The 18,283-nt window shown below is 72.9% G+C and carries 18 protein-coding genes; 14 read left to right on the top strand and 4 right to left on the bottom strand.

What is annotated here, in order from left to right:
* The first annotated feature begins 153 nt into the window (after positions 1-153).
* The 6 genes from ACFXAZ_RS21930 (at position 154) to ACFXAZ_RS21905 (ending at position 10,654) form a co-directional block, all read left to right on the top strand.
* A complete protein-coding gene (locus tag ACFXAZ_RS21930) occupies positions 154-492 on the top strand; it encodes a CU044_2847 family protein (protein WP_384593672.1) in 339 nt (112 codons plus the stop codon).
* The gene (locus ACFXAZ_RS21925; protein WP_384593670.1) at positions 489-2,174 is read left to right on the top strand and encodes a trypsin-like peptidase domain-containing protein; all 1,686 of its coding nucleotides are present in this window, start codon (positions 489-491) and stop codon (positions 2,172-2,174) included. Before ACFXAZ_RS21930 ends, ACFXAZ_RS21925 begins: the two co-directional genes overlap by 4 nt.
* Before the next feature lie 26 nt (positions 2,175-2,200).
* A complete protein-coding gene (locus ACFXAZ_RS21920; protein WP_384593667.1) occupies positions 2,201-3,241 on the top strand; it encodes an AAA family ATPase in 1,041 nt (346 codons plus the stop codon).
* Positions 3,231-7,916: an SAV_2336 N-terminal domain-related protein gene (locus ACFXAZ_RS21915; protein WP_384593664.1), complete on the top strand. Its 4,686-nt coding sequence runs from the start codon at positions 3,231-3,233 to the stop codon at positions 7,914-7,916. Before ACFXAZ_RS21920 ends, ACFXAZ_RS21915 begins: the two co-directional genes overlap by 11 nt.
* 156 nt (positions 7,917-8,072) lie before the next feature.
* Positions 8,073-9,110 (top strand): rod shape-determining protein, encoded by a 1,038-nt coding sequence (locus ACFXAZ_RS21910; RefSeq protein WP_384593661.1) that lies wholly within the window; start codon positions 8,073-8,075, stop codon positions 9,108-9,110.
* Between the two features lie 2 nt (positions 9,111-9,112).
* Positions 9,113-10,654, top strand: coding sequence for a GAF domain-containing protein (locus ACFXAZ_RS21905; protein WP_384593737.1), 1,542 nt, complete (start codon positions 9,113-9,115; stop codon positions 10,652-10,654).
* 7 nt (positions 10,655-10,661) lie between these two features.
* Here the strand turns inward: ACFXAZ_RS21905 and ACFXAZ_RS21900 are convergent, their stop codons facing one another.
* Entirely contained in the window at positions 10,662-11,507 is an 846-nt protein-coding gene (locus ACFXAZ_RS21900) for an ankyrin repeat domain-containing protein (protein ID WP_384593658.1), read from the bottom strand.
* 96 nt (positions 11,508-11,603) lie between these two features.
* Positions 11,604-11,771 carry an Arc family DNA-binding protein gene (locus ACFXAZ_RS21895; protein WP_384593655.1) on the bottom strand — a complete coding sequence of 56 codons (168 nt, stop codon included), beginning with the start codon at positions 11,769-11,771 and terminating at the stop codon, positions 11,604-11,606.
* Positions 11,772-11,843: 72 nt separating this feature from the next.
* Here ACFXAZ_RS21895 and ACFXAZ_RS21890 point away from each other — a divergent pair, with 72 nt between their 5' ends.
* From ACFXAZ_RS21890 to ACFXAZ_RS21880, 3 genes are all read left to right on the top strand, one after another.
* Complete coding sequence (locus ACFXAZ_RS21890) at positions 11,844-12,548, top strand: helix-turn-helix domain-containing protein (RefSeq protein WP_384593652.1); 705 nt, start codon at positions 11,844-11,846, stop codon at positions 12,546-12,548.
* Positions 12,493-12,735, top strand: a complete 243-nt coding sequence (locus ACFXAZ_RS21885) for a zinc ribbon domain-containing protein (protein WP_384593734.1) — start codon at positions 12,493-12,495, stop codon at positions 12,733-12,735. Before ACFXAZ_RS21890 ends, ACFXAZ_RS21885 begins: the two co-directional genes overlap by 56 nt.
* A gap of 75 nt (positions 12,736-12,810) precedes the next feature.
* Positions 12,811-13,299, top strand: a complete 489-nt coding sequence (locus ACFXAZ_RS21880; protein ID WP_384593649.1) for a DUF6174 domain-containing protein — start codon at positions 12,811-12,813, stop codon at positions 13,297-13,299.
* On the opposite strand, the gene ACFXAZ_RS21875 is transcribed toward ACFXAZ_RS21880, so the two are convergent.
* On the bottom strand, positions 13,268-13,678 hold the full coding sequence (locus ACFXAZ_RS21875) for a hypothetical protein (RefSeq protein WP_384593647.1): 411 nt from the start codon (positions 13,676-13,678) through the stop codon (positions 13,268-13,270). The two genes, ACFXAZ_RS21880 and ACFXAZ_RS21875, sit on opposite strands and share 32 nt — an antisense overlap.
* A 118-nt stretch (positions 13,679-13,796) precedes the next feature.
* Between ACFXAZ_RS21875 and ACFXAZ_RS21870 the strand changes: the two genes are divergently transcribed.
* The 4 genes from ACFXAZ_RS21870 (at position 13,797) to ACFXAZ_RS21855 (ending at position 16,851) form a co-directional block, all read left to right on the top strand.
* A complete protein-coding gene (locus tag ACFXAZ_RS21870) occupies positions 13,797-14,225 on the top strand; it encodes a protein-tyrosine phosphatase family protein (RefSeq protein WP_384593644.1) in 429 nt (142 codons plus the stop codon).
* A gap of 82 nt (positions 14,226-14,307) precedes the next feature.
* On the top strand, positions 14,308-14,676 hold the full coding sequence (locus tag ACFXAZ_RS21865; RefSeq protein ID WP_384593641.1) for a BlaI/MecI/CopY family transcriptional regulator: 369 nt from the start codon (positions 14,308-14,310) through the stop codon (positions 14,674-14,676).
* Positions 14,673-15,590, top strand: coding sequence for a M56 family metallopeptidase (locus ACFXAZ_RS21860; protein ID WP_384593638.1), 918 nt, complete (start codon positions 14,673-14,675; stop codon positions 15,588-15,590). The genes ACFXAZ_RS21865 and ACFXAZ_RS21860 overlap by 4 nt, the downstream gene beginning before the upstream one ends.
* Positions 15,591-15,822: 232 nt before the next feature.
* A complete protein-coding gene (locus ACFXAZ_RS21855; RefSeq protein ID WP_384593635.1) occupies positions 15,823-16,851 on the top strand; it encodes an NlpC/P60 family protein in 1,029 nt (342 codons plus the stop codon).
* Between the two features lie 47 nt (positions 16,852-16,898).
* On the opposite strand, the gene ACFXAZ_RS21850 is transcribed toward ACFXAZ_RS21855, so the two are convergent.
* Positions 16,899-17,690: a hypothetical protein gene (locus tag ACFXAZ_RS21850; RefSeq protein WP_384593632.1), complete on the bottom strand. Its 792-nt coding sequence runs from the start codon at positions 17,688-17,690 to the stop codon at positions 16,899-16,901.
* A 226-nt stretch (positions 17,691-17,916) separates the two neighbouring features.
* On the opposite strand from ACFXAZ_RS21850, the gene ACFXAZ_RS21845 reads away from it, so the two are divergent.
* A complete protein-coding gene (locus tag ACFXAZ_RS21845; protein WP_384593629.1) occupies positions 17,917-18,189 on the top strand; it encodes a heavy-metal-associated domain-containing protein in 273 nt (90 codons plus the stop codon).
* Positions 18,190-18,283 lie beyond the last annotated feature (94 nt).

Genomic DNA, 18,283 nt, shown 5'->3' with positions numbered 1-18,283 from the left:
GTACGAAGAGTCCCGCGCGGCGCCGTCCCCCCGTCCCAGGGGGGCGGCGCCGCCCGCGTTTCCTTCCAGCGGCGGGACACCGGCAAGTCCCCTCCGTAACAATGGTGTTCCGCACGGGCGGCGGTACACCGGGATCACGGGGGACGGACGGGCATGGACAGTCTGGTGGAGTTCAAGACGGAGGACGGCGCGCTGATCGTCGTGGAGGGCGCCGACGACGACCCCGGCGCCCGGCTGGTCGCCCGGGGCGACAAACCGGCGCAGGCGGCTCGCACCTTCGAGGGCGCGCTGAGCGGCGTGCGCGCGGCGGCGGAATCCGCGCTGCGGGTGTTCCGGGACGGGTCCCTCCAGCCCGACTCGGTGGAGCTGGAGTTCGGCGTCAAGCTGAGCGCGGAGACCGGGGCGGTGATCGCCAAGGGCGCGGCCGAGGGCCATCTCATCGTCAAGCTCACCTGGACGCCGGGACACGGGCCGGCCGCCGACCGCGGATGAGGAAGACCGACTGGCACGCCAGGATCGAGTGCGGGCGGGAGATCGGCGCGGGCTTCCTGGTCTCGGCCCGCCGGGTGCTGACCTGCGCCCATGTCGTGCGGGCCAGCGACACGGCCGAGGTAACGGTGACCTTCCCGGGCCGCGCCGACCTCGGTGGAGTCGTCGCGTCCGTCGCCGTGCACGGCGGCTGGCGGGGCGGGGCGGCCGACCCGGGCGACCTCGTCGTACTGGAGCTGGAGCGTGAGATGCCGCTGACCCCGGCCGCGTTCGCGCCGCCCGGCGCCGAGCGGGACGGCCATGAGCTGGTGGCGTACGGCTTCCCGCGCGGCTACGACGAGGGCATGCTCGCCTCCTACCGGGCGCTGCCGGGGCCGCTGATCTCCGGCGAGTGGGTGCAGCTGGAGGCCCTGACCGGGCACGGTCAGCCGCTGGCGGCCGGGTTCAGCGGGGCGGCGGTGACCCTGGCGGACGGCACGGTCGTCGGGATGGTCACGGCGGTCGCGGGCGGCACGGACACCCGGGTGGGCCGGATGCTGCCGACCGAGGTGATGGGCCGCTACTGGGCCGGACTGGGCGAACTCGTCCCCACCGACGGACACCACACCGAGCTGCGCGGGCGGCTGTACGGGCTGGTGCGGCGGGCCGAGCGGGCCGGACTGCCGTACCGCCCGGACCAGTTGTACGTGGATGCCGTGGGCCCCTTCGGGCCACCACTGCCGGACGGCGGCTTCGGCTCGCTGGAGCGGGCGGCGGCGTATGTGCAGTGGGAGGTGGCGGACGAGGGGGCGGTGACGCGGCTCGCGGAGCTGCTGGAGCGGCTGCTGACGCCCGAGCCACCGGGGACCGACGCCCCGGCCCTCACATCGGCCGCTGACCCGGCCCCCTCCTGGTCCCCCATCGTCGTCGAGATCGAGCACAGTGGCGCGGGCGCCGATCAGGTCACCGTCGAGGTCTTCGCCTACCGCGACGGGCGTCGCCACCCGGTGGGCGCGCGGCGGCTGGCGCGCGGCGCGGTGCGAGGGTACGTGCAGGAGCGCATCGACGAGGCGTTCACTCAGCTCGCCCCGGGAGCAGACGAGTTACTCACCTTCGTACTGCCGCGCGACCTGCTGAATCTGCCGGTCGCCCGCTGGCCGTGCAGCGACGACGACCCCACCCCGCTGGGCTGCACCTATCCCGTGGTGGTGGCGGACCGGTCCCGGCACCGCAGCGGCCGGTTGCGCCATCAGCTCGCCAAGATCTGGCGGAAGCTGGACACCGACTCCGGCATCGCCCCGCACCGCGTGGGCTGCGACACCCAGGAACGCCCGCCGAGCCTGCGCAAGCGACTGCGGGACGACGACACCGGCATGGCCGCCTACGCCACGGAACCCACCGCCGCCGGACCGCACTTCGAGGTCGGCCTGAACGCGCCCGTGCCGGTGCTGCTGTGGCCGCGAGCGGGCTGCCCCGGCATCGGCCATCCGGGCCCGTGCGCGGGCGGCGCCTTCCTGGACCGGGTGGCCGAGTCGATCACCGCGGTACCGCCCGCACGGCTCCCCCGCCACGTCCTGGACCTGCGCGAGACCGCCGCGGCGGACGACGAGCCGGACGGACACTGGGCACACGACGTCCAGTTGATGTGGGACGACCCGCGCTGCTTCCCGGAACCGACCGCCTGCCGGCACTCGCCGGTCGCCTGAGCGAGGAACAAGGACGAGGGAGACCCATGCCCCTGTGGCCTGTCTACACCGGCACCCGCACACCACACGACGGCATCGACGAGCTGCCCCCGCCACCGCCCTGGCGTGCCTTCGACGGCGGCCCCGCGCTCGCCCTCCCTGCCGAGGCCGACGACGCCTTCGCCGGCTCCCCCGACCGCGCACATCGTGCCGAGACCTACCGGGCCACCGAGGAGACCGTGCAGTTGGTCAACGCGGCGCTGTATCTGCGCCGCCCGCTGCTGGTCACCGGCCCGCCCGGCACCGGGAAGTCCTCACTGGCGTACGCGGTGGCGCGGGAACTGCGGCTCGGCCCGGTGCTGCGCTGGAACATCACCAGCCGCAGCACCTTGCACGACGGGCTGTACCAGTACGACCCGCTGTCCCGGCTGTACGCGGCCCGGCGGGTGCTGTCCACAGCCGGCAGGAGCAGCAGGGCCGGCGCGGGCCGCACCGGCAACGAGGGCGTGGAGAACCACCTCCGGCTGGGCCCGCTCGGCACCGCCCTCCTCCCGCACACCCGCCCCCGCACCCTGCTGATCGACGAGATCGACAAGAGCGACCTCGATCTGCCGAACGACCTGCTGAACGTTCTGGAGGAGGGCCAGTACGAGATCCCCGAGCTGGTACGGGCCGCGCGGGACACCCCCGTCGCCCAGGTCCTGGCGGACGGCACCGACGCCCGCGTCCCGGTGGAGCGCGGCCGGGTGCGCTGCCGGGCGTTCCCTTTCGTGGTGCTGACCAGCAACGGGGAGCGCGAGTTCCCGCCCGCGTTCCTGCGCCGCTGTGTCACCCTGCGGCTGCGCCAGCCCGACGACGAGCAGCTCGCCGGGATCGTCCGCGCGCACCTGGGCGAGCCCGACGAACAGGCGCGGCGGCTGATCGAGCGGTTCCTGTCCCGGGTCGGCGGCGGCGACCTCGCGACCGACCAGTTACTCAACGCGATCTATCTGGCCCGCGCCTCCGACCTGGGCGCGGAGTCACTGGACGAACTGGCGGAGCGACTGATGCCGTATCTGGGGCTGGGCCCGCAGACCGATGTCTTCTGACGGGGCGGGGGGAGGGACGGGTACGGGCCCGCTCTCCCGCCTCGCCGGGCTCCTGGCCGAGGCGAGCGGGGGCGACCGCCCGGCCCCGCGCGAACTCGCCGAACTGCTGTGGCTGGCGGGCCACATCAAGACCGTGGAGGAGGAGGGCGAAGGCGGGGAGGAAGAGCACGACCGGCCTCCTCACCCGCCGCCCGCGCAGCCGCCCGTCCCCGAATCGCCGCCCGCCCGGGAGGACACCCCTGCCCCACCCCCGCCCATCACCCCCGCCGTCCCTCCCCGCATCCCCCTGCACCTCCCCGCCCCCGGCGGCGGGACCGGCCCCCGTCACACCGCCCTGCTCGCCCCGGCGCCCCCGATGTTGCGCCATCCCCTGGGCCTGCAACGGGCCGTACGTCCGCTGAAGCGGTGGGCCGAGGCGCCCTTGGGGCGGGAGCTGGACGAGCGGGCCACCGCCGAGCGGATCGCCCGCCTTGACACGGGCCCGGAGTGGTGGCTGCCGGTGCTGCGCCCGGCGCGGGAACGCTGGCTGCGGCTGCACCTGGTCCATGACACCGGCCCCACCATGCCCATCTGGCGTCCTCTGGTCCGTGAACTGCATCTCGCCCTCGCCCAGTCCGGCGTCTTCCGCACCGTCACCCTGCATCCCGCCGGACCCGACGGCACGGTCCGGGGCCAGGCCGCGCACGCGCCCGCCGACGGACGTACGGTCACCCTGCTGATCAGCGACTGCATGGGCCCGCAGTGGCGCAAGGGCCGGGCGGCCGACCGCTGGTACGGCACGCTGCGCCGCTGGGCCCGGCGGATGCCGCTCGCGGTGATCCAGCCACTGCCGGAACATCTGTGGCGGGACACGGCGTTGCCGACGACCCCCGGCCGACTGAGCGCACCGCACCCCGCGGCCCCGACGGCGACGCTGACCTTCACCCCGTACGAGCCCCCGTACGACGTGGCGCAGAACCCGCCGCCGGACGAGGGCGCCTTCCCCCTCCCCGTGCTGGAGCCGGAGCCGGGCTGGCTGGCGAACTGGGCGGCCCTGGTCGCGGCGCCCGGGGGCACCGAGTACCCGGCGGCGGTGGCGCTGCTGGGCCACATCGCGCCGGACGCGGCCGACCGTACGGATGTGACACGGCTGTCGGCGTCGGAACTGGTCCTGCGGTTCCGCTCGACCGCGTCACCGGAGGCGTTCCGGCTGGCCGGGCATGTGGCGTTGGGCCGCCCGGTGCTGCCCGTGATGCGGCTGGTCCAGGCGGCCGTGGAGCCCGACCCGCGCCCCCAGCATCTGGCCGAGGTCATCCTCAGCGGCATGCTCACCGCCGTCCCCGGCCGGCCCGGCACCTACGCCTTCCGCCCCGGCGTCCGCGACCTGCTGCTGCGCGGACTGCCCCGCAGCGACCGAGGCCGTACGACCGAGTTGCTGGAGCGGGTGGGCGGGCTGATCGACAGCCGGGCCGGGCGGGCGCCGGGCGAGTTCACGGCGACGGCGCCCTCGCCGGGCGGCGCGGCCACCACCACGGGGGCGGACGGGGAGGCATTCGCGAGGGTCAGTGCGGGGAGTGTGCGGCAACTGGCGGGGCTGGTGGAGCCCGCGCCCGAGCCACAACCACTCGCCGCGGCCGTGACGAAGGCTGAGCCGCCGGTGTCCGAGCCGTCGGGCGGGTCGTCGGAGGCGCTGCCGGAGCGGCTGCGGCGCCGGTACCGGCCAATCCCCCGCCTGGGTGCGACGGAGTCGCTGTGGCAGACGGAGGATACCGAGAAGAGGCGGAGGGTGACGCTGCGCCCGCACAGCGGGACCGGCGAACTGGCCCAGATCCAGACCTTCGCCCGGGATGCCGGGGTACTGAAGGAACTGCGCCACGAAAATCTGACGGCCGTTCTCGACTTTGGCATCGAGGACCTCATCCCCTACGTCGTCATGGAGCAGGTGGAAGGTCTCGGCCTGAACACCCTGGCGGCGCCGAACGGCTACCGGCTGCCGCCCCCGCTGCTGGTGCGGATCGGCGCAGGGCTGGCCGGCGCGCTCGCGGCCCTGCACTCCGCGGGCCTGACACACGGCAGGCTCGGCATGTCCCAGGTGATCCTGCTGCCCGACGGCACCACGAAACTCAGCCCGTACCAGTCGGGATGGATCTCCAACCCCTCAGAGGGTTCCCAGGATCTGCGGGCCTTGGCCGAACTGATGTTTCAGCTGGCGTCCGGAACGGCTCAGCTGCGACCGTCCGTGGCCTCCGATTCCCTGGTCCATCTGCCGGCAGACTTGCGGGAAACCTACGCGGACGCCCTCACCCGGCTGTTGTCACCGTCGCAGTCGGTCCAGGCGCAGGGCCTGGATCTGCTCGGCAGCACGGACATGGTGGAGGCTGCCGTAGCGAAGTACACCCGGCGTTCCCATCACCTCCTCGGGCCGCTGCGGGTCGCCCACGCCGGTGACGCCACCCTCGATGTCCCGAGCGATCTCCAGCCCATGCTCGCGATGCTCCTGCTCAAACACGGCCGCACGGTGACCCATGACGAACTGCGCTGGGGGATCTGGGGGCCGGCCGACGAGCCGCGGAACGCGCTCGGTGTCATCGGCCGGATGGCGTCCCGGCTACGCACCTTGCTCGGCCCTGCCGCGGCCCTGGCAACCCACCCCGGCGGCTATGCCCTGCACACCAGCGCGGACTACCTCGACATCGCGCACTGCGATGACCTGGCGCAGCAGGCCGAGTGGAATCGCGCGTTCGGTGACTTCGTCAGGGCCCACCGGGAGATCGCCGAAGCCCTGAATCTGTGGCGCCCCGGTACCGAGCTGGAGGGCGTCACCGGCCCCGCCGCGCAGACCGCCCGGACCCGCCTGTCGCAGCTCCGCCTCGGTCTGCTCCGCACCCGTGCGGAGCTCGACCTCGACCTCGGCAGAGTGGACCAGGCCGCCGCCGGCCTCGCCTCGCTGGTCCGCTCCCACCCGTCCCGCGAGGACTTCCGCCACCTGTACATCTCGACCCTGCGTCGCCAAGGGCGCGGCGGGGATGCCTTGGAGGTGTTCGAGGAGTACGAACTCCAGGGAGGCCAGAGCCCGGAGCTGCTGGCGCTGGGGCACGAGTTGCGTGAGGAACTGGACGCGGGACGCGCGGAGAGGGACGACGGCGACGAGGACACCGTGACGGGGCACGAGCCGTTCGAGCCAGACGAACAGCCGCTGCCACACGACAACGAGCTGATCGCCGACGATCCGGTGGAACCGATACCCGGCCCGCTGATCTTCGAGTTCGCGGACGACGGGCAGGACGCGGACACCCACGCGCTGCTGGGCCGTGCGATCACCCGGCTGGTCGCGGCGAGCGGACACAGCCCGGATCAATTTCCGCTGCGTACGCACGCGGAGGGCTTCTCACTGCCCTGCGGACCGGGCAGTCCGGTACCGGATCTGCTGCGCATCGCCATCGACCGGTTCGAAGGCCTACTGCGAGAGCTGGGCGGGGCACGGCTGTGCCTGGCCCATGGGGTTGGCCCGGATGAGCTGGCCCAGGCCCACCGTCTCCTGGACACCACCGGCGCCCACGGGGTCATTGCCCTGCCGCGGACCATCCGTGAGCAGGTGGGCGCGGGGGAAGGCCCCATCGTCCATACCCTGAAGAGGGACATCCCGCCACTGCCCGCGTTGCGGGGGCCCTTCCCTGTGCCGCCGCTTCTTCCCGAACCCCGGGGTGTCAGCAGGACCGTCTATCACGCTCCAGCCGGATACTACGAGATCGATCTGACAGAGCATCGCACCGAGTTGGCGGAGGAAGTGCGCACGCCCAGCGGGGGAACGCTCTCCGCACGTGGTGTGGCCGTGTGGCGGATCACCCGCCCGGATCTCGCCGCACGGCGCGGCGGGGGCGATTTCGATCAGTTCCTCCGCAGCCATCTGGCTCGTCGGCTTCCCCCGGTGGCCCGTCGCCCCGCCCCCACCACCGGAGACCTGACCGGTGCACTCCAACAGTCCGACTTCCTCGCCGGCCGCTCCGTCCGCTGGGACGTGGCCCTGTGGGACGCCGGCTCACTGGACGTCGCCACAGCCGCCCTGCGTGCGGCGGACGCCGTGATCATCGGCTTCGAGGGCACCCTCACACGGATCTATGACACCCAGGAACGGATTGAGGCGGTGCGGGAACTCACCCGGCTGCTCACCGAACTACGGAATCCGGACGACGCCCTGGCCGGCCGTCCCCTGCCGCGTGCCGATGTGCTCCACACACATGACTCCCGCCCGCACCCGGCCGACCTGCTCTACTCGTTCCACGAGACCCCTCATGCCGAGGATCTGCACAGGCGCGCGGCTGAGATCGAGGTCGCCGCCGTACGCAGGGCAATCGCTTCCCCCGGGCCGCCGCCGCCCGTGCGGAGGCTCACGGACAGTGGCCTGCACCTGGCCGTCGTCACCGACATGGTCACTCACGCCGCGAGGAACTATCTCCAGCATTTCGGTCTGCTGGACCTCTTCAGCGGCGGCGTCCACGGCCGTGAAGACAGCCGCATCCAGCCGACGCCCTCCGACGCCATTCTGCGGCGGGCCATCGCCCAACTGGGCATCCGCCCACACCAATGCCTTGTCATCGGCTCCAGCCCAGCCGAGAAACGCGCCGCACAATCAGCCGGCGCGGCATACCTCGATACCGGCCTCGCCACTCTCCTCGAAGCCGCACGCACCCTGTAGACAGGCTGCCGCCGTGCAGCAAAGTACTATAAATAACCCATTCAGTGGCCCCCCACCCGGCCCCCCACAAAAGGCGCCGCCCCCCTTCCGCCACGCACGATGCCACCAGAGGCCCGCCGCCCGGCGGCCCGGTCCGTGCTCTCGGGAGGATCCGCCATGACCGCCAGCCTGGAGGCACTGCGCCGCTGCCACTTCGCCGTCGATCTGGGCGCCGCGCGGACCCGGGTCTATGTCAAGGGTGACGGGCTCGTGGTCGACCAGCCGTCGGCCGCCGCCGTGAACACCCGTACCGGCGCGCTGATCGCGGTCGGTGAGCTGGCCGAGAAGATGACCGGCCGCACCCCGCACTACATCCGCGTGGTCCGCCCGGTCTCCGGCGGCACGGTGGTCGACATCGAGATGGCCCAGCGGATGCTCCGCCACCTCATCGGCGACAAGGTCCGCCGCGCCCTGCGCCGCAAGCCCCGGCTGCGCGCGGCGGCCTGCACCCCGCACGGCTCCGACCCGCTCGCCCAGCGCGCCACCATCGAGACACTGGTCGGACTCGGCGCCCGCCGCGTCGAACTGGTCGACACCCTCATCGCCGCCGCCGTCGGCTGCGGACTGCCCGTCGAACAGCCCGAGGCGACCATGGTCCTGGTGTGCGGGTCGGCGGCCACCCAGGTCGCCGTGCTCTGCCTCGGCTCGATCGTCAACGCCGAGCGGATCCCGGTCGGCGGCGAGGCCGTGGACCAGGCGATCGTGCAGCACCTGCGGCACGCCCACGAACTGATGCTGCCCAGCCAGTCCGTACGGCCGCTCCAGATCGCCCTGTCCGGCAACGGCCTCACCGCGCAGGGCCCGGCCTCCACCGAGATCCACGGCCGCGATGTCGCCACCGGCCTCGCCCGCAGCGTCCAGGTGGACACCGCCGCCGTCCGGGACGCCATCCAGACCCCGCTCACCGCCATCCTCGACGGCATCGGCAAGGTGCTCCGCGATTGCCCGCCGGACCTGGTGGCCGACCTCGCCGACCGGGGCATCATGATGGTCGGCGGCTCGGCCCTGCTGCCCGGCCTGGACCAGATGCTGCGCCAGGCCACCGGCATGCCGGTGCACATCGCCGAACGCCCCGACATCTGCGCCGTACAGGGCCTGGGCGCCATGCTGGAGGGCCGGATCCAGCCGCTGGAGCTGAACCCGCTGGGGCCGTGAGCGTGCCGGAGGCCCCCGGCGCACGGCGGCCCCCCGCGTCGCCGCCCGCTCCCCCCTCGGACCCCTTTCCCGAGGGTCTCCTGGACGCGATCCTCGGCGTCGGCGCCGACCTCGCCCTCGTCACCACCCTCCAGCACATCGTGGACGGCGCCGCCGAGGTGACCGGCGCCCGGTACGCGTCCCTGGACATGACCGACCCGGCCCGCGACGGCCTGCGCGAGATCCACACGACGGGACCGGCTCCCCCGGCGACCCGCCCCACGACGGGACCGGCCACCCCGGCGACCCGCCCCACCACGCGAGCGGCCACCACCGCGGCGACCCGCCACCCCACCCTGGACGTCCCCATCCACGTGGACACCCGTCTCTTCGGCCGCCTCCGCCTCACCGGCAAACGCGACGGCGGCGACTTCACGCCCGGCGACCGGGAGTTGCTGGGGCTGCTCGCCGTACAGGCCGGGATCGCGATCGGCAACGCCCGGCTGTACGAGGCGGTCCGGCAGCGCGAGCGCTGGATCGAGGGCTCGGCGGCCGTCACCACCGCGCTGCTCACCGGCGAGAGCGCCGACGCCCTGCGCACGGTCGCCGAACGGGCCCGGCTGCTCGCCGACGCCGCCGCGGGCGTGATCCTCCAGCCCACGTCCGAGGGCGGCATGGAGATCGTCATCGCGTCCACCCCGGCCGACCCCGGCGACATCGTGGGGGCGACCATCGCGCCGGGCAGCCCGGTCCTGGTACAGCTCCTGGGCGGCGAACCGGTGTTCATCGACGACTCGGCGACCGACCCCCGGATGACCACCCATGTCCGGCACCGCTTCGGCCCCAGCATGATGCTCCCGTTGCAGGCCGGCGGCCGGCTCATCGGCACCCTCGCACTGCCCCGCCGGCGCGGGGACCGCCCGTACACGGAGATCGAACGGCTGCTGGCCACCCAGTTCGCCTCCCAGGCCGCCCTCGCCCTGGTCCTCGCCGACACCCGGCACCGCCAGGAGCGCCTCGCCGTCTACGAGGACCGGGACCGGATCGCCCGCGACCTGCACGATCTGGTGGTCCAGCGGCTGTTCGCGACGGCGATGATGCTGGAGTCCACCCAGCGCCGTACGGCCGCCGCCGGGGTCCACGACACCCTGGGCCGCGCGGTGGACGAACTCCAGTCCACCATCCAGGAGGTCCGCACCACCATCTACGCCCTCCAGCAGTCCCCGACCGAGGCCCCCACGACCCTGCGCGGCAAGGTCCTCAGGGAGACGGCGACCGCGGCGGCCCGCCTCGGCTTCCAGCCGTCCGTCCGCTTCACCGGCCCGATCGACTCCCGGGTCCCCGCCCCCACCGCCGCCCACCTCCTCACGGCACTGCACCGCGCCCTGACCGCCGCGGTCCACCGCCCCGCCGTCACCCGGGTGGAGATCACCATCGACACGACGACCCCCCTGCCGGACGGCAGAGAGGTCGTCCGCCTGGTGGTGCGCGACGACGGCGACAGCGACAGCGACAGTGCGAGCGGGGGCGAGGGGACGGAGGTCACCTGGCAGTCCCCGCTGTGAGGAGGCCCTACGCCTCCGTCACCCCGTCGGAAGCCGAACCGGAAGGCGTGTCGCCGGCCTCCTCAGCAACCCCTTCGACACCCTCTCCCTCTCCCTCTCCCCCTGTCTCCGCCCTACCAGCGCCCCGCCTCGCTCTCCTGGCCCCCTCCCCCACCAGCCAGGCCACCACCTCATCGGCGTCCTGGGACCGTGCGACGTCCAGCGGGGCCATCCCGTCGTACCCGACCCGGTCGAGGTCGGCGCCCAGTCCGCGCAGATAGCGGGCGACGGCGAGCTGTCCGCCCTGGCAGGCGCTCCAGAAGGCGCGGTCGATGTCATCGGCGGCGGGCGCCTGCCCACCGACGTACTCCTCGACCCGCTCCAGCAGCCCCAGCGCGGCGGCCTCGTCCAGTCCGACCCGCGCCCCGCGTTCGACGAGCCGCCGGGCGGCCCGCCACTGCCCGAACCCGCAGGCGTCGGCGAGCGGTGAGCCACCGCCGAGCACCGCGCCGGGCGCCTCGATGTCGGCCCCGGCGGCGAGCAGCGCGTCGATCGCCGTGACGTCGTTGTTGCTGGCCGCCCAGTGCAGCGGGGTCTCGGCGTGGGCGCCGACGAACCGGGCGCCGGGATCGGCGCCGGCCGCCACCAGCGTGGCGACGACCTCGGGGCCGCGCGGGTAGTGGCCGGGCCAGTCGGTGGCGAGGTGCAGCAGACTGCGGGTCCCGGCGCGCTCCGCGTCCTGCGACTCGACGATTCCGGTGGACGCGAGGCCGGGATGGTCGTCGAGCAGGGACCGCAGCGCCGCCAGATCACCGGTGCGGATCGCCTCGGTGACGGCGACGGCCAGCGGATCGAGGGAGTTCAGGGTCGTCATGGAGACCCAGCTTCCCACCGTGTGTCCTCGCAGGGTGCCCCGGCCTTCAGGCCGGGGGTGAATGCGAGCCCCTGCGGAGCAGGGCAGGGACAGCCGTTACGCCCCCTGGGCGGAACGGCGTTCACCCTCCACCGGGGCGTGGTCGTCCCGCGATCTGTCGAGCATGTGGAGGATCTGGGCGTGCAGGGAGCGGTGTTCCCGTTCGGCGAGGGCTTTGAGGCGGGCGTGTTCGTCGTCGGGGAGGCGCAGAGTGATCTGTTTCATGCCATCACCGTACCGGCTGACCAACCCTCCCGCGATGCAGAATTGGGCCTATCCTGATGGTATGGTGATGGTGTGTCGAGGTTTCGGATGTACCCCACAGGCGAGCAGGAGCAGCAGATGCTGCTGCACTGCGCGCACGCGAGGTACGTCTGGAACCTCGCCGTCGAGCAGCACGCGCACTGGCAGCCGGGCCGCAAGTCCGCCCCCTCCTTCGCGGAGCAGTGCCGCCGGCTCACCGAAGCCCGCGCCGCCTCCGACCGGCTCCGAGCCGGGAACCAGACCGTCCAGGCCCAGGCCCTGAAGGACTTCGCGAAGGCCAAGAACGCCCGCTTCACCTCCGGGTCCGGCGAACCGACCTGGCGCAAGAAGTTCCGGCACGAAGGCTTCCGCGTCATCGGTGACGACCGCGTGCCCGAGTACGAATCCGACGGCAGCCCGAAGCTCAACGCGAAGACCGGCAAGCAGGTCATGGGCCGCTCGGTCGCGGTGCAGAAGCTGAACCGCCGGTGGGCGCAGGTGAAGGTGCCCGGCTGCCGATGGGTCCGCTTCCGCCTCAGCCCCAGCGGCAAGGGCGCCGTACTGCCGTCCGCGAAGACGTTCCGCGTCACCTACCGCAACGGCCAGTGGCACGCGGCGTTCGCCGTCATCCCCGAGCCGACCCCAGCGCACCGGGCACAAGGCGCCCGGCCGGGTCGAAGACGTACCCGCCCCGTACACGAGTCTGCGGTGCAGTGCCTGCGGATGGATCGACAAGAACTCGCGCAAGAGCCAAGCTGAGTTCGTCTGTTCCTCCTGCGGCTTCACCTGTAACGCGGACACCAACGCAGCAACCAATGTCGCGGCAGGACAGGGCGGGATCCCTCGCCCCCGGCGTACAGCCGGTGCCGGAGGGACGACAGCGGCCACCAGCCGTTCGAGCGTCCGTGAACCTCAGCCCAAATGGGTTGGAATCCCCCTCTTTTAAGAGGGGGAGGATGTCAATCGAACGTTCTCCGGCCGAACGGCGTCCCAGGGACAGCCGTGTCGAAGGGGGACCACCATGACCGCCGTACGCGCCCGTTCGCGAGCCCGCGCCCGCACCCGGGCCCGGCACGCCCTCCTCGCGGGCCTGCTGTGCGCCCTCCCGGCCTGCGGCACCGACGACGGCTCCCCGGCCCGGCCCCCGACCTGGGAAGAACAGCCCTGGGAAGAACCCGCCGCGTACGCCTACACACTCAAGTCGGCCGAAGGGGAACGGGCCTTGATCGGCACCTTCCGGGTGACGGTCCGGGACGGCGTGGTCACCGAGGCCGTCGGCCTGGACGACAGCGCGCGCCGCGCGGTGGAGAGCGCCCCCGAGGCGGTGCCGACACTGGGCGAACTGCTGGCCGAACTGGCCCTGGCCCGCCAGGAGGGAGCCGCGAAGGCGGACGCGGAGTACGCGAGCGACGGCCACCCGGTCCGTATCGCGCTGGACCGGGCGGAGAACACCGTGGACGACGAGGCGCTCTACGTCATCACGGCGTACGAACCGTCCCCCCGAGCGTGAGCCGGAAGCCGTCCATCAGTTCCGGCCGCGCGCTGACGATCCATCGCATGCCGACGAGATACGTACCGCCGTACACGCTCGCGGAGTCCAGCCAGGTCTCCTTGAGCCGGTCCTCGGGGAAGGTCGTGATGAGGTAGTCGGCCCGCGCGGTGTGGCACACCCCCTGCCGCAGTTCGTCCGCCTCGATCCGGATCGACGCCTCGCACCCGGTCAGCCTGGCGATCACCTCGACCCTGGCGGGCGCCATCACCCCGGCATCGGGAGCGGCGGACACCTCGGGCGCGTCCGGCTCCGCCCGCGAGCCACCCCCACCGCACCCCATCACCAGCGCGAGCGCGGCCACGCTCACCGCGCCGACGACACCCCGCACCAGATCCACGTACCTCTCCTCTCCCCGCCCTCGCGCGTCCGCCGGAAGGTACGGACGGACCCGGCCGCCCGTTCACGCTCTCCCGGAACCCGCCACCCACCACAGACCCCCGGTCTACGCTCACCGCATGTCCGAGACCTGGAATCCCACGACCGCCGGGGTGCTGCGGCTCCCCTCGGGGCGGCTGGTGCGTGGCCGGGGCCTGCGGCACCCGCTTCCGCCGGGTCCGCCGCCCGGCTTCGCGCTGTATCTGCTGGGCCGCGAGCCGGAGCCCGTCGACTGGGAGTACCGCTGGCTGCGCTGGCCCGACTTCCGGCTGCCGTCCGACCGTCCGGCGACCGCCGCCGCGCTGCGCGAGGCATGGCGGCGGGCGGAGTCCGAGCGGGTGGAGATCGCCTGCGGCGGCGGCCTGGGCCGCACCGGCACCGCCCTGGCCGCTCTGGCGGTCCTCGACGGCGTACCGCCCGGCGAGGCCGTCGCCTACGTCCGCGAGCACTACGCCCGCCGCGCCGTGGAGACCCCATGGCAGCGCCGGTACGTGACCCGCTTCTCCTGACACCACGGCACCGCGTCGCACCGCACCCGCGCTTTACCATGACCCTGCGTACTTGCGAGGAAGAAGAAGAGGAGAAGCGGGCATGCGGCGGCTGGGGGATCTGGAGGCGGAGATCATGGACCGCCTCTGGCGGTGGCGGCGGCCGGCGACGGTACGGGAGATCGTCGACGACATCAACGAGGAACGGCCGCTCGCCTACACCACGGTGATGACCGTCGCGAACATCCTCTACAACAAGGGCTGGCTGGTGCGCGGCAAACAGGGCCGGGCCTGGGTGTACACCCCGGTGCGCAGCCGGGAGCAGTACGCGGCGGCGCTGATGGAGGACGCGCTCGGCGCGAGCGAGGACCGGCCGGTGGCGCTCGCGCACTTCGTGGAGCAGATGGACCCCGAGGAGATCAGCGCCCTGCGCGAGGCCCTGCGCGCGGTGGGGCGGCAGGCCGGATCGTGAGCGCGACGCCCGTGCTGCTGGGGTACGCCGCCGTGGTGGGCGTCGTCGCACCCCGGCTGCTGCTGCGCAGCGCCTGGCCGTACCGGGCGCCGGTGCTCGCGCTGGCCGTCTGGCACGGGCTGATCGTGTCCTTCACGCTGGCCGTCGCGCTGGCCGCGCACCATCTGGCCGCTCCGACCGAACATCTGCACGCCGATCTGATCGGCTTCCTGCACGCGTGCGGGCTGACCGCCGCGAGCGGGGTGCCGGACCCGACGATCACCCAGCGGCTGGCGTTCGCCCTGCCGTTCTCGGTACTGCTGCTGGCGCTGGGCGGCTTCGCCGTGGAGGTGCTGCGCGGTCGCCGCGCCCGCTCCCGGCACCGCCGGGTCCTGGACCTGGTCGGCCGCCGTACCCCCCGACTGGCGGCGACGGTCGTCGAGCACGAACGCCCCGCCGCCTACTGTCTGCCCGGCCGCCGCCCACGGGTGGTGGTCAGCGCGGGCGCGCTGCGGCTGCTGTCGCCGGGCCAGCTCGATGCCGTACTCGCGCACGAACGGGCGCACATCACGGGCCGTCACCATCTGGTGCTGGCCGCCGCCGAGGCGTTCGCCCGGCTCGCACGGCGGCTGCCGCTGGCCCGGCACGCCCGGGAGCAGACCGCCGTACTCCTGGAGATGATCGCCGACGACCGCGCCCTGCGCCGCCACTCGCGCGATGTGCTGGCCACGGCGATGTACGAGATGGCGGCGGCCCGTTCCGCTCCGGCGGGCGCGTTCGCGGTGGGCGGCCCGAGCGCGCTGGTACGGCTGCGGCGGGTGCTGCATCCGCAGCGGCGCCCGCATCCGGCGCTCCGGGGCGCGGTCGCGGCCGGGGCGGCGCTGACGCCGGTGCTGCCGCTGCTGTTCGGCTGCGTACCGACACCGTTCGGCTGAGGGGTTCTCCTCCTCTCCGCCGGCCCTGGGCCTCTCCTCTTCTCCGCCCTCCCTGGACCTCTCCTCTTCTCCGCCCTCCCTGGACCTCTCCTGGTCTCCGCCGGCCCTGCACCTCTCCTGCGGCCGGTCCCCTGGGCTTCCCTTGCGGACCCCGGATTGCCCCCCGATCTACGAAGCTACTAAGTTGTTAGTATGAAGACCGCCCGTCGGCCAGAGGAGTTGTTGTCGCAGCATGGGAACCCATCGCCGACCCAAGCCGCCGACCCGGCCCCGGCTCGCCGTGCTGGCCGCCTCGGCGGGGGCCTTCTCCCTGCTGCCGACGGCACAGAGCCAGGCGGAACCGCAGCCGTCCGTGGAGCAGGTGCGCGCGGAGGTCGAGGAGCTGTACCACGACTCGGAGGCCAGCACCGAGGAGTTCAACGAGGCGCAGGAGAAGCGGCAGACCCTCCAGGACGAGGCCAACGAGGCGCAGGAGAAGGTCGCCGAGCAGCAGGAGGAGATCAATGAGATCCGCGCCGAGATGGGCCCGATAGCCGCCTCGCAGTACCGTGACGGCGGCCTGGACCCGAGCGTCCAGCTGTTCTTCTCCGCCAACCCCGACGACTACCTGGACCAGGCGGCACTCCTGGACCGCACGGGCGACCGCCAGCAGGTCCTGCTCGACAGCCTTCAGCAGAAGCAGCGCGAGATCGCCCAGACCCGCGCCGAGGCGCTGGACAAGCTGGAGGCCGCGCGCACCGCGCAGGAGCGGATGAGCGAGAAGAAGGACGAGATCCAGGGCAAGCTGCAAGCCGCGCAGAAGCTCCTGAACAGCCTCACCGCCGAGCAGCGCGCCGAGCTGGAGGCGGCGGAGGAGAAGGCCGACGAGGCGGCGGGCAGCAGCGACAGTCCGGCGACGTACGACGGGGCGGCGAGCGGACGGGCCCGTACGGCGATCGAGTTCGCGTACGCCCAGCTCGGCAAGCCCTACGAGTGGGGCTCGACCGGCCCCGACTCCTTCGACTGCTCCGGCCTGACCGGCGCCGCGTGGGCCGCCGCCGGCGTGTCACTGCCCCGCACGGTCAACCAGCAGTACTCGGCGGGCCGTCAGGTGGCCCGGGCCGATCTCCAGCCCGGCGACATCATCTACTGGTACAACAACACCCAGCACAACGGCATGTACATAGGCGACGGCAAGGCCATCCACGCCCCCCGCACCGGCAAGAACGTCGAGGTCACCGATCTGGACTCGATGCCGTACTTCGCGGCGACCCGCCCCTGAGCCCACGTCCGCTTCCGGCTCCGGCTCCGGCTCCGGCCGCGATTCCCCTACGCGCGCACGGTGAACGCGGCCGTACGTACGACCCCGTCGTGACGGAAGTCGAGGAAGAGCCGGTACGCCCCTGAGCTGGGCGCGGTGGCGAAGAAGGAGACCTCCGGCCCCGGGAGGGTCTCACCGTCACCGGGTTCGCCTGTCGGGTGGACGTGCAGATAGGCGAGGTCCCCGGCGCGCAGGGCGACCAGATGCCCGTAGGCGCCGAGGTAGGGCTGGAGATCGGTGACGGGCCGCCCGTCCTTGGACACGGTCAGCGTCAGCGCACGCCCCTGCCCCGGCTCCAGCCCGCCGTCCAGCCGCACCTCGTACCCGTCGACCTCGGCGACCGCGCTGACGGCGGGCAGCTCGGCGGCCTCGGCGACGCCCTCCCCGGTGAGATCCGCGCCGATCACGACCCCGCTCTCCCCCCGGGGCCGGAAGTCGGCGAAGAGCCGGTACTCCCCCGCCCTGGGCAGCTCCACCGACACCGACCACACCCCGTCCCCGCCCAGCACGGGATGCAGATGCCGGTAGACGCCGAGGTCCCGCGAGGCGACGATCAGATGCAGCTCCTTGCCGTGTTCCTGCTCGTACGAGGTGAGGGGGCGCCCGGTGCCGTCGTCGGGGAGGACGGCGAAGCGCAGGTCGGTCTTCTCGCGGACGGGAAGCCGGGGGTTCTTGAGGTCGAGGAGGTAGCTCTTCCCGGCCTCTTCGGCGCCCGCATGGCCCGCGTGACCGCCAAGGCCCGCGTGACCGGCGTGGCCTTGGTGACCGGCGTGGGCGCCCGACGCTGCGGAACTGTTCATGACCCGCTCCTCACTCTCTGGGGACTTTCTGGGGCCACCCAAGGTCAGGCGACCGATTCACCTCTTCAACATACCCCCCAGGGGTATAAAGTCAAGCCGACATCACCGGGGCGCGTCGCGAATCCCCCGCTTGCCCACGCATACGGGCAGGGGGTATACATAAACGCACTCTCGAATACCCCTAAGGGGTATCTCGGGCATCACACCACTCACCCATGGAGAACCCATGTCGAACTGCTGCTCCACGGACGGAAGCTGCCACACCACCGCCGAGATCACGACGGTCTACCAGGTGGGGGGCGTGGGCAGCGCCCACTGCCAGGGCGTCGTGACCAAGGCCGTGGGCGGCCTGGCCGAGATCACCACGGTCGAGGTCGAGATCGGCACCGGCCTGGTGACCGTGACGACCGCCGCCGAACCCGACGAGGCGCTGGACGCGCTGATCGCCAAGACGGTCGACGAGGCGGGCTACGACTTCGCCGGCCGAGTTGCCGCCTGAGCGACCGGCACACAGAAGGGCCGGGCCCGGCGGGCGCGCCCGACCGGCGGGGGGGGGTGGTAAAAGAGCCGGGGGGGGCGGGCGGCGGACCCCC

It is taken from the genome of Streptomyces sp. NPDC059477 (assembly GCF_042749375.1).
GTDB lineage: Bacteria > Actinomycetota > Actinomycetes > Streptomycetales > Streptomycetaceae > Streptomyces.
The sequence above is the reverse complement of the archived record's forward strand: the minus strand, read 5'-3'. Positions and strand labels throughout refer to the sequence as shown.

Excerpts from the sequence above, each read along its gene's own strand:
- ACFXAZ_RS21930 (WP_384593672.1), top strand. The coding sequence starts at position 154 with ATGGACAGTCTGGTGGAGTTCAAGACGGAGGACGGCGCGCTGATCGTC.
- ACFXAZ_RS21850 (WP_384593632.1), bottom strand. The coding sequence starts at position 17,690 with ATGAACAGTTCCGCAGCGTCGGGCGCCCACGCCGGTCACCAAGGCCAC.
- ACFXAZ_RS21870 (WP_384593644.1), top strand. The coding sequence starts at position 13,797 with ATGTCCGAGACCTGGAATCCCACGACCGCCGGGGTGCTGCGGCTCCCC.
- ACFXAZ_RS21855 (WP_384593635.1), top strand. The coding sequence starts at position 15,823 with ATGGGAACCCATCGCCGACCCAAGCCGCCGACCCGGCCCCGGCTCGCC.
- ACFXAZ_RS21880 (WP_384593649.1), top strand. The coding sequence starts at position 12,811 with ATGACCGCCGTACGCGCCCGTTCGCGAGCCCGCGCCCGCACCCGGGCC.
- ACFXAZ_RS21915 (WP_384593664.1), top strand. The coding sequence starts at position 3,231 with ATGTCTTCTGACGGGGCGGGGGGAGGGACGGGTACGGGCCCGCTCTCC.
- ACFXAZ_RS21845 (WP_384593629.1), top strand. The coding sequence starts at position 17,917 with ATGTCGAACTGCTGCTCCACGGACGGAAGCTGCCACACCACCGCCGAG.
- ACFXAZ_RS21925 (WP_384593670.1), top strand. The coding sequence starts at position 489 with ATGAGGAAGACCGACTGGCACGCCAGGATCGAGTGCGGGCGGGAGATC.
- ACFXAZ_RS21920 (WP_384593667.1), top strand. The coding sequence starts at position 2,201 with ATGCCCCTGTGGCCTGTCTACACCGGCACCCGCACACCACACGACGGC.
- ACFXAZ_RS21895 (WP_384593655.1), bottom strand. The coding sequence starts at position 11,771 with ATGAAACAGATCACTCTGCGCCTCCCCGACGACGAACACGCCCGCCTC.
- ACFXAZ_RS21900 (WP_384593658.1), bottom strand. The coding sequence starts at position 11,507 with ATGACGACCCTGAACTCCCTCGATCCGCTGGCCGTCGCCGTCACCGAG.
- ACFXAZ_RS21910 (WP_384593661.1), top strand. The coding sequence starts at position 8,073 with ATGACCGCCAGCCTGGAGGCACTGCGCCGCTGCCACTTCGCCGTCGAT.
- ACFXAZ_RS21865 (WP_384593641.1), top strand. The coding sequence starts at position 14,308 with ATGCGGCGGCTGGGGGATCTGGAGGCGGAGATCATGGACCGCCTCTGG.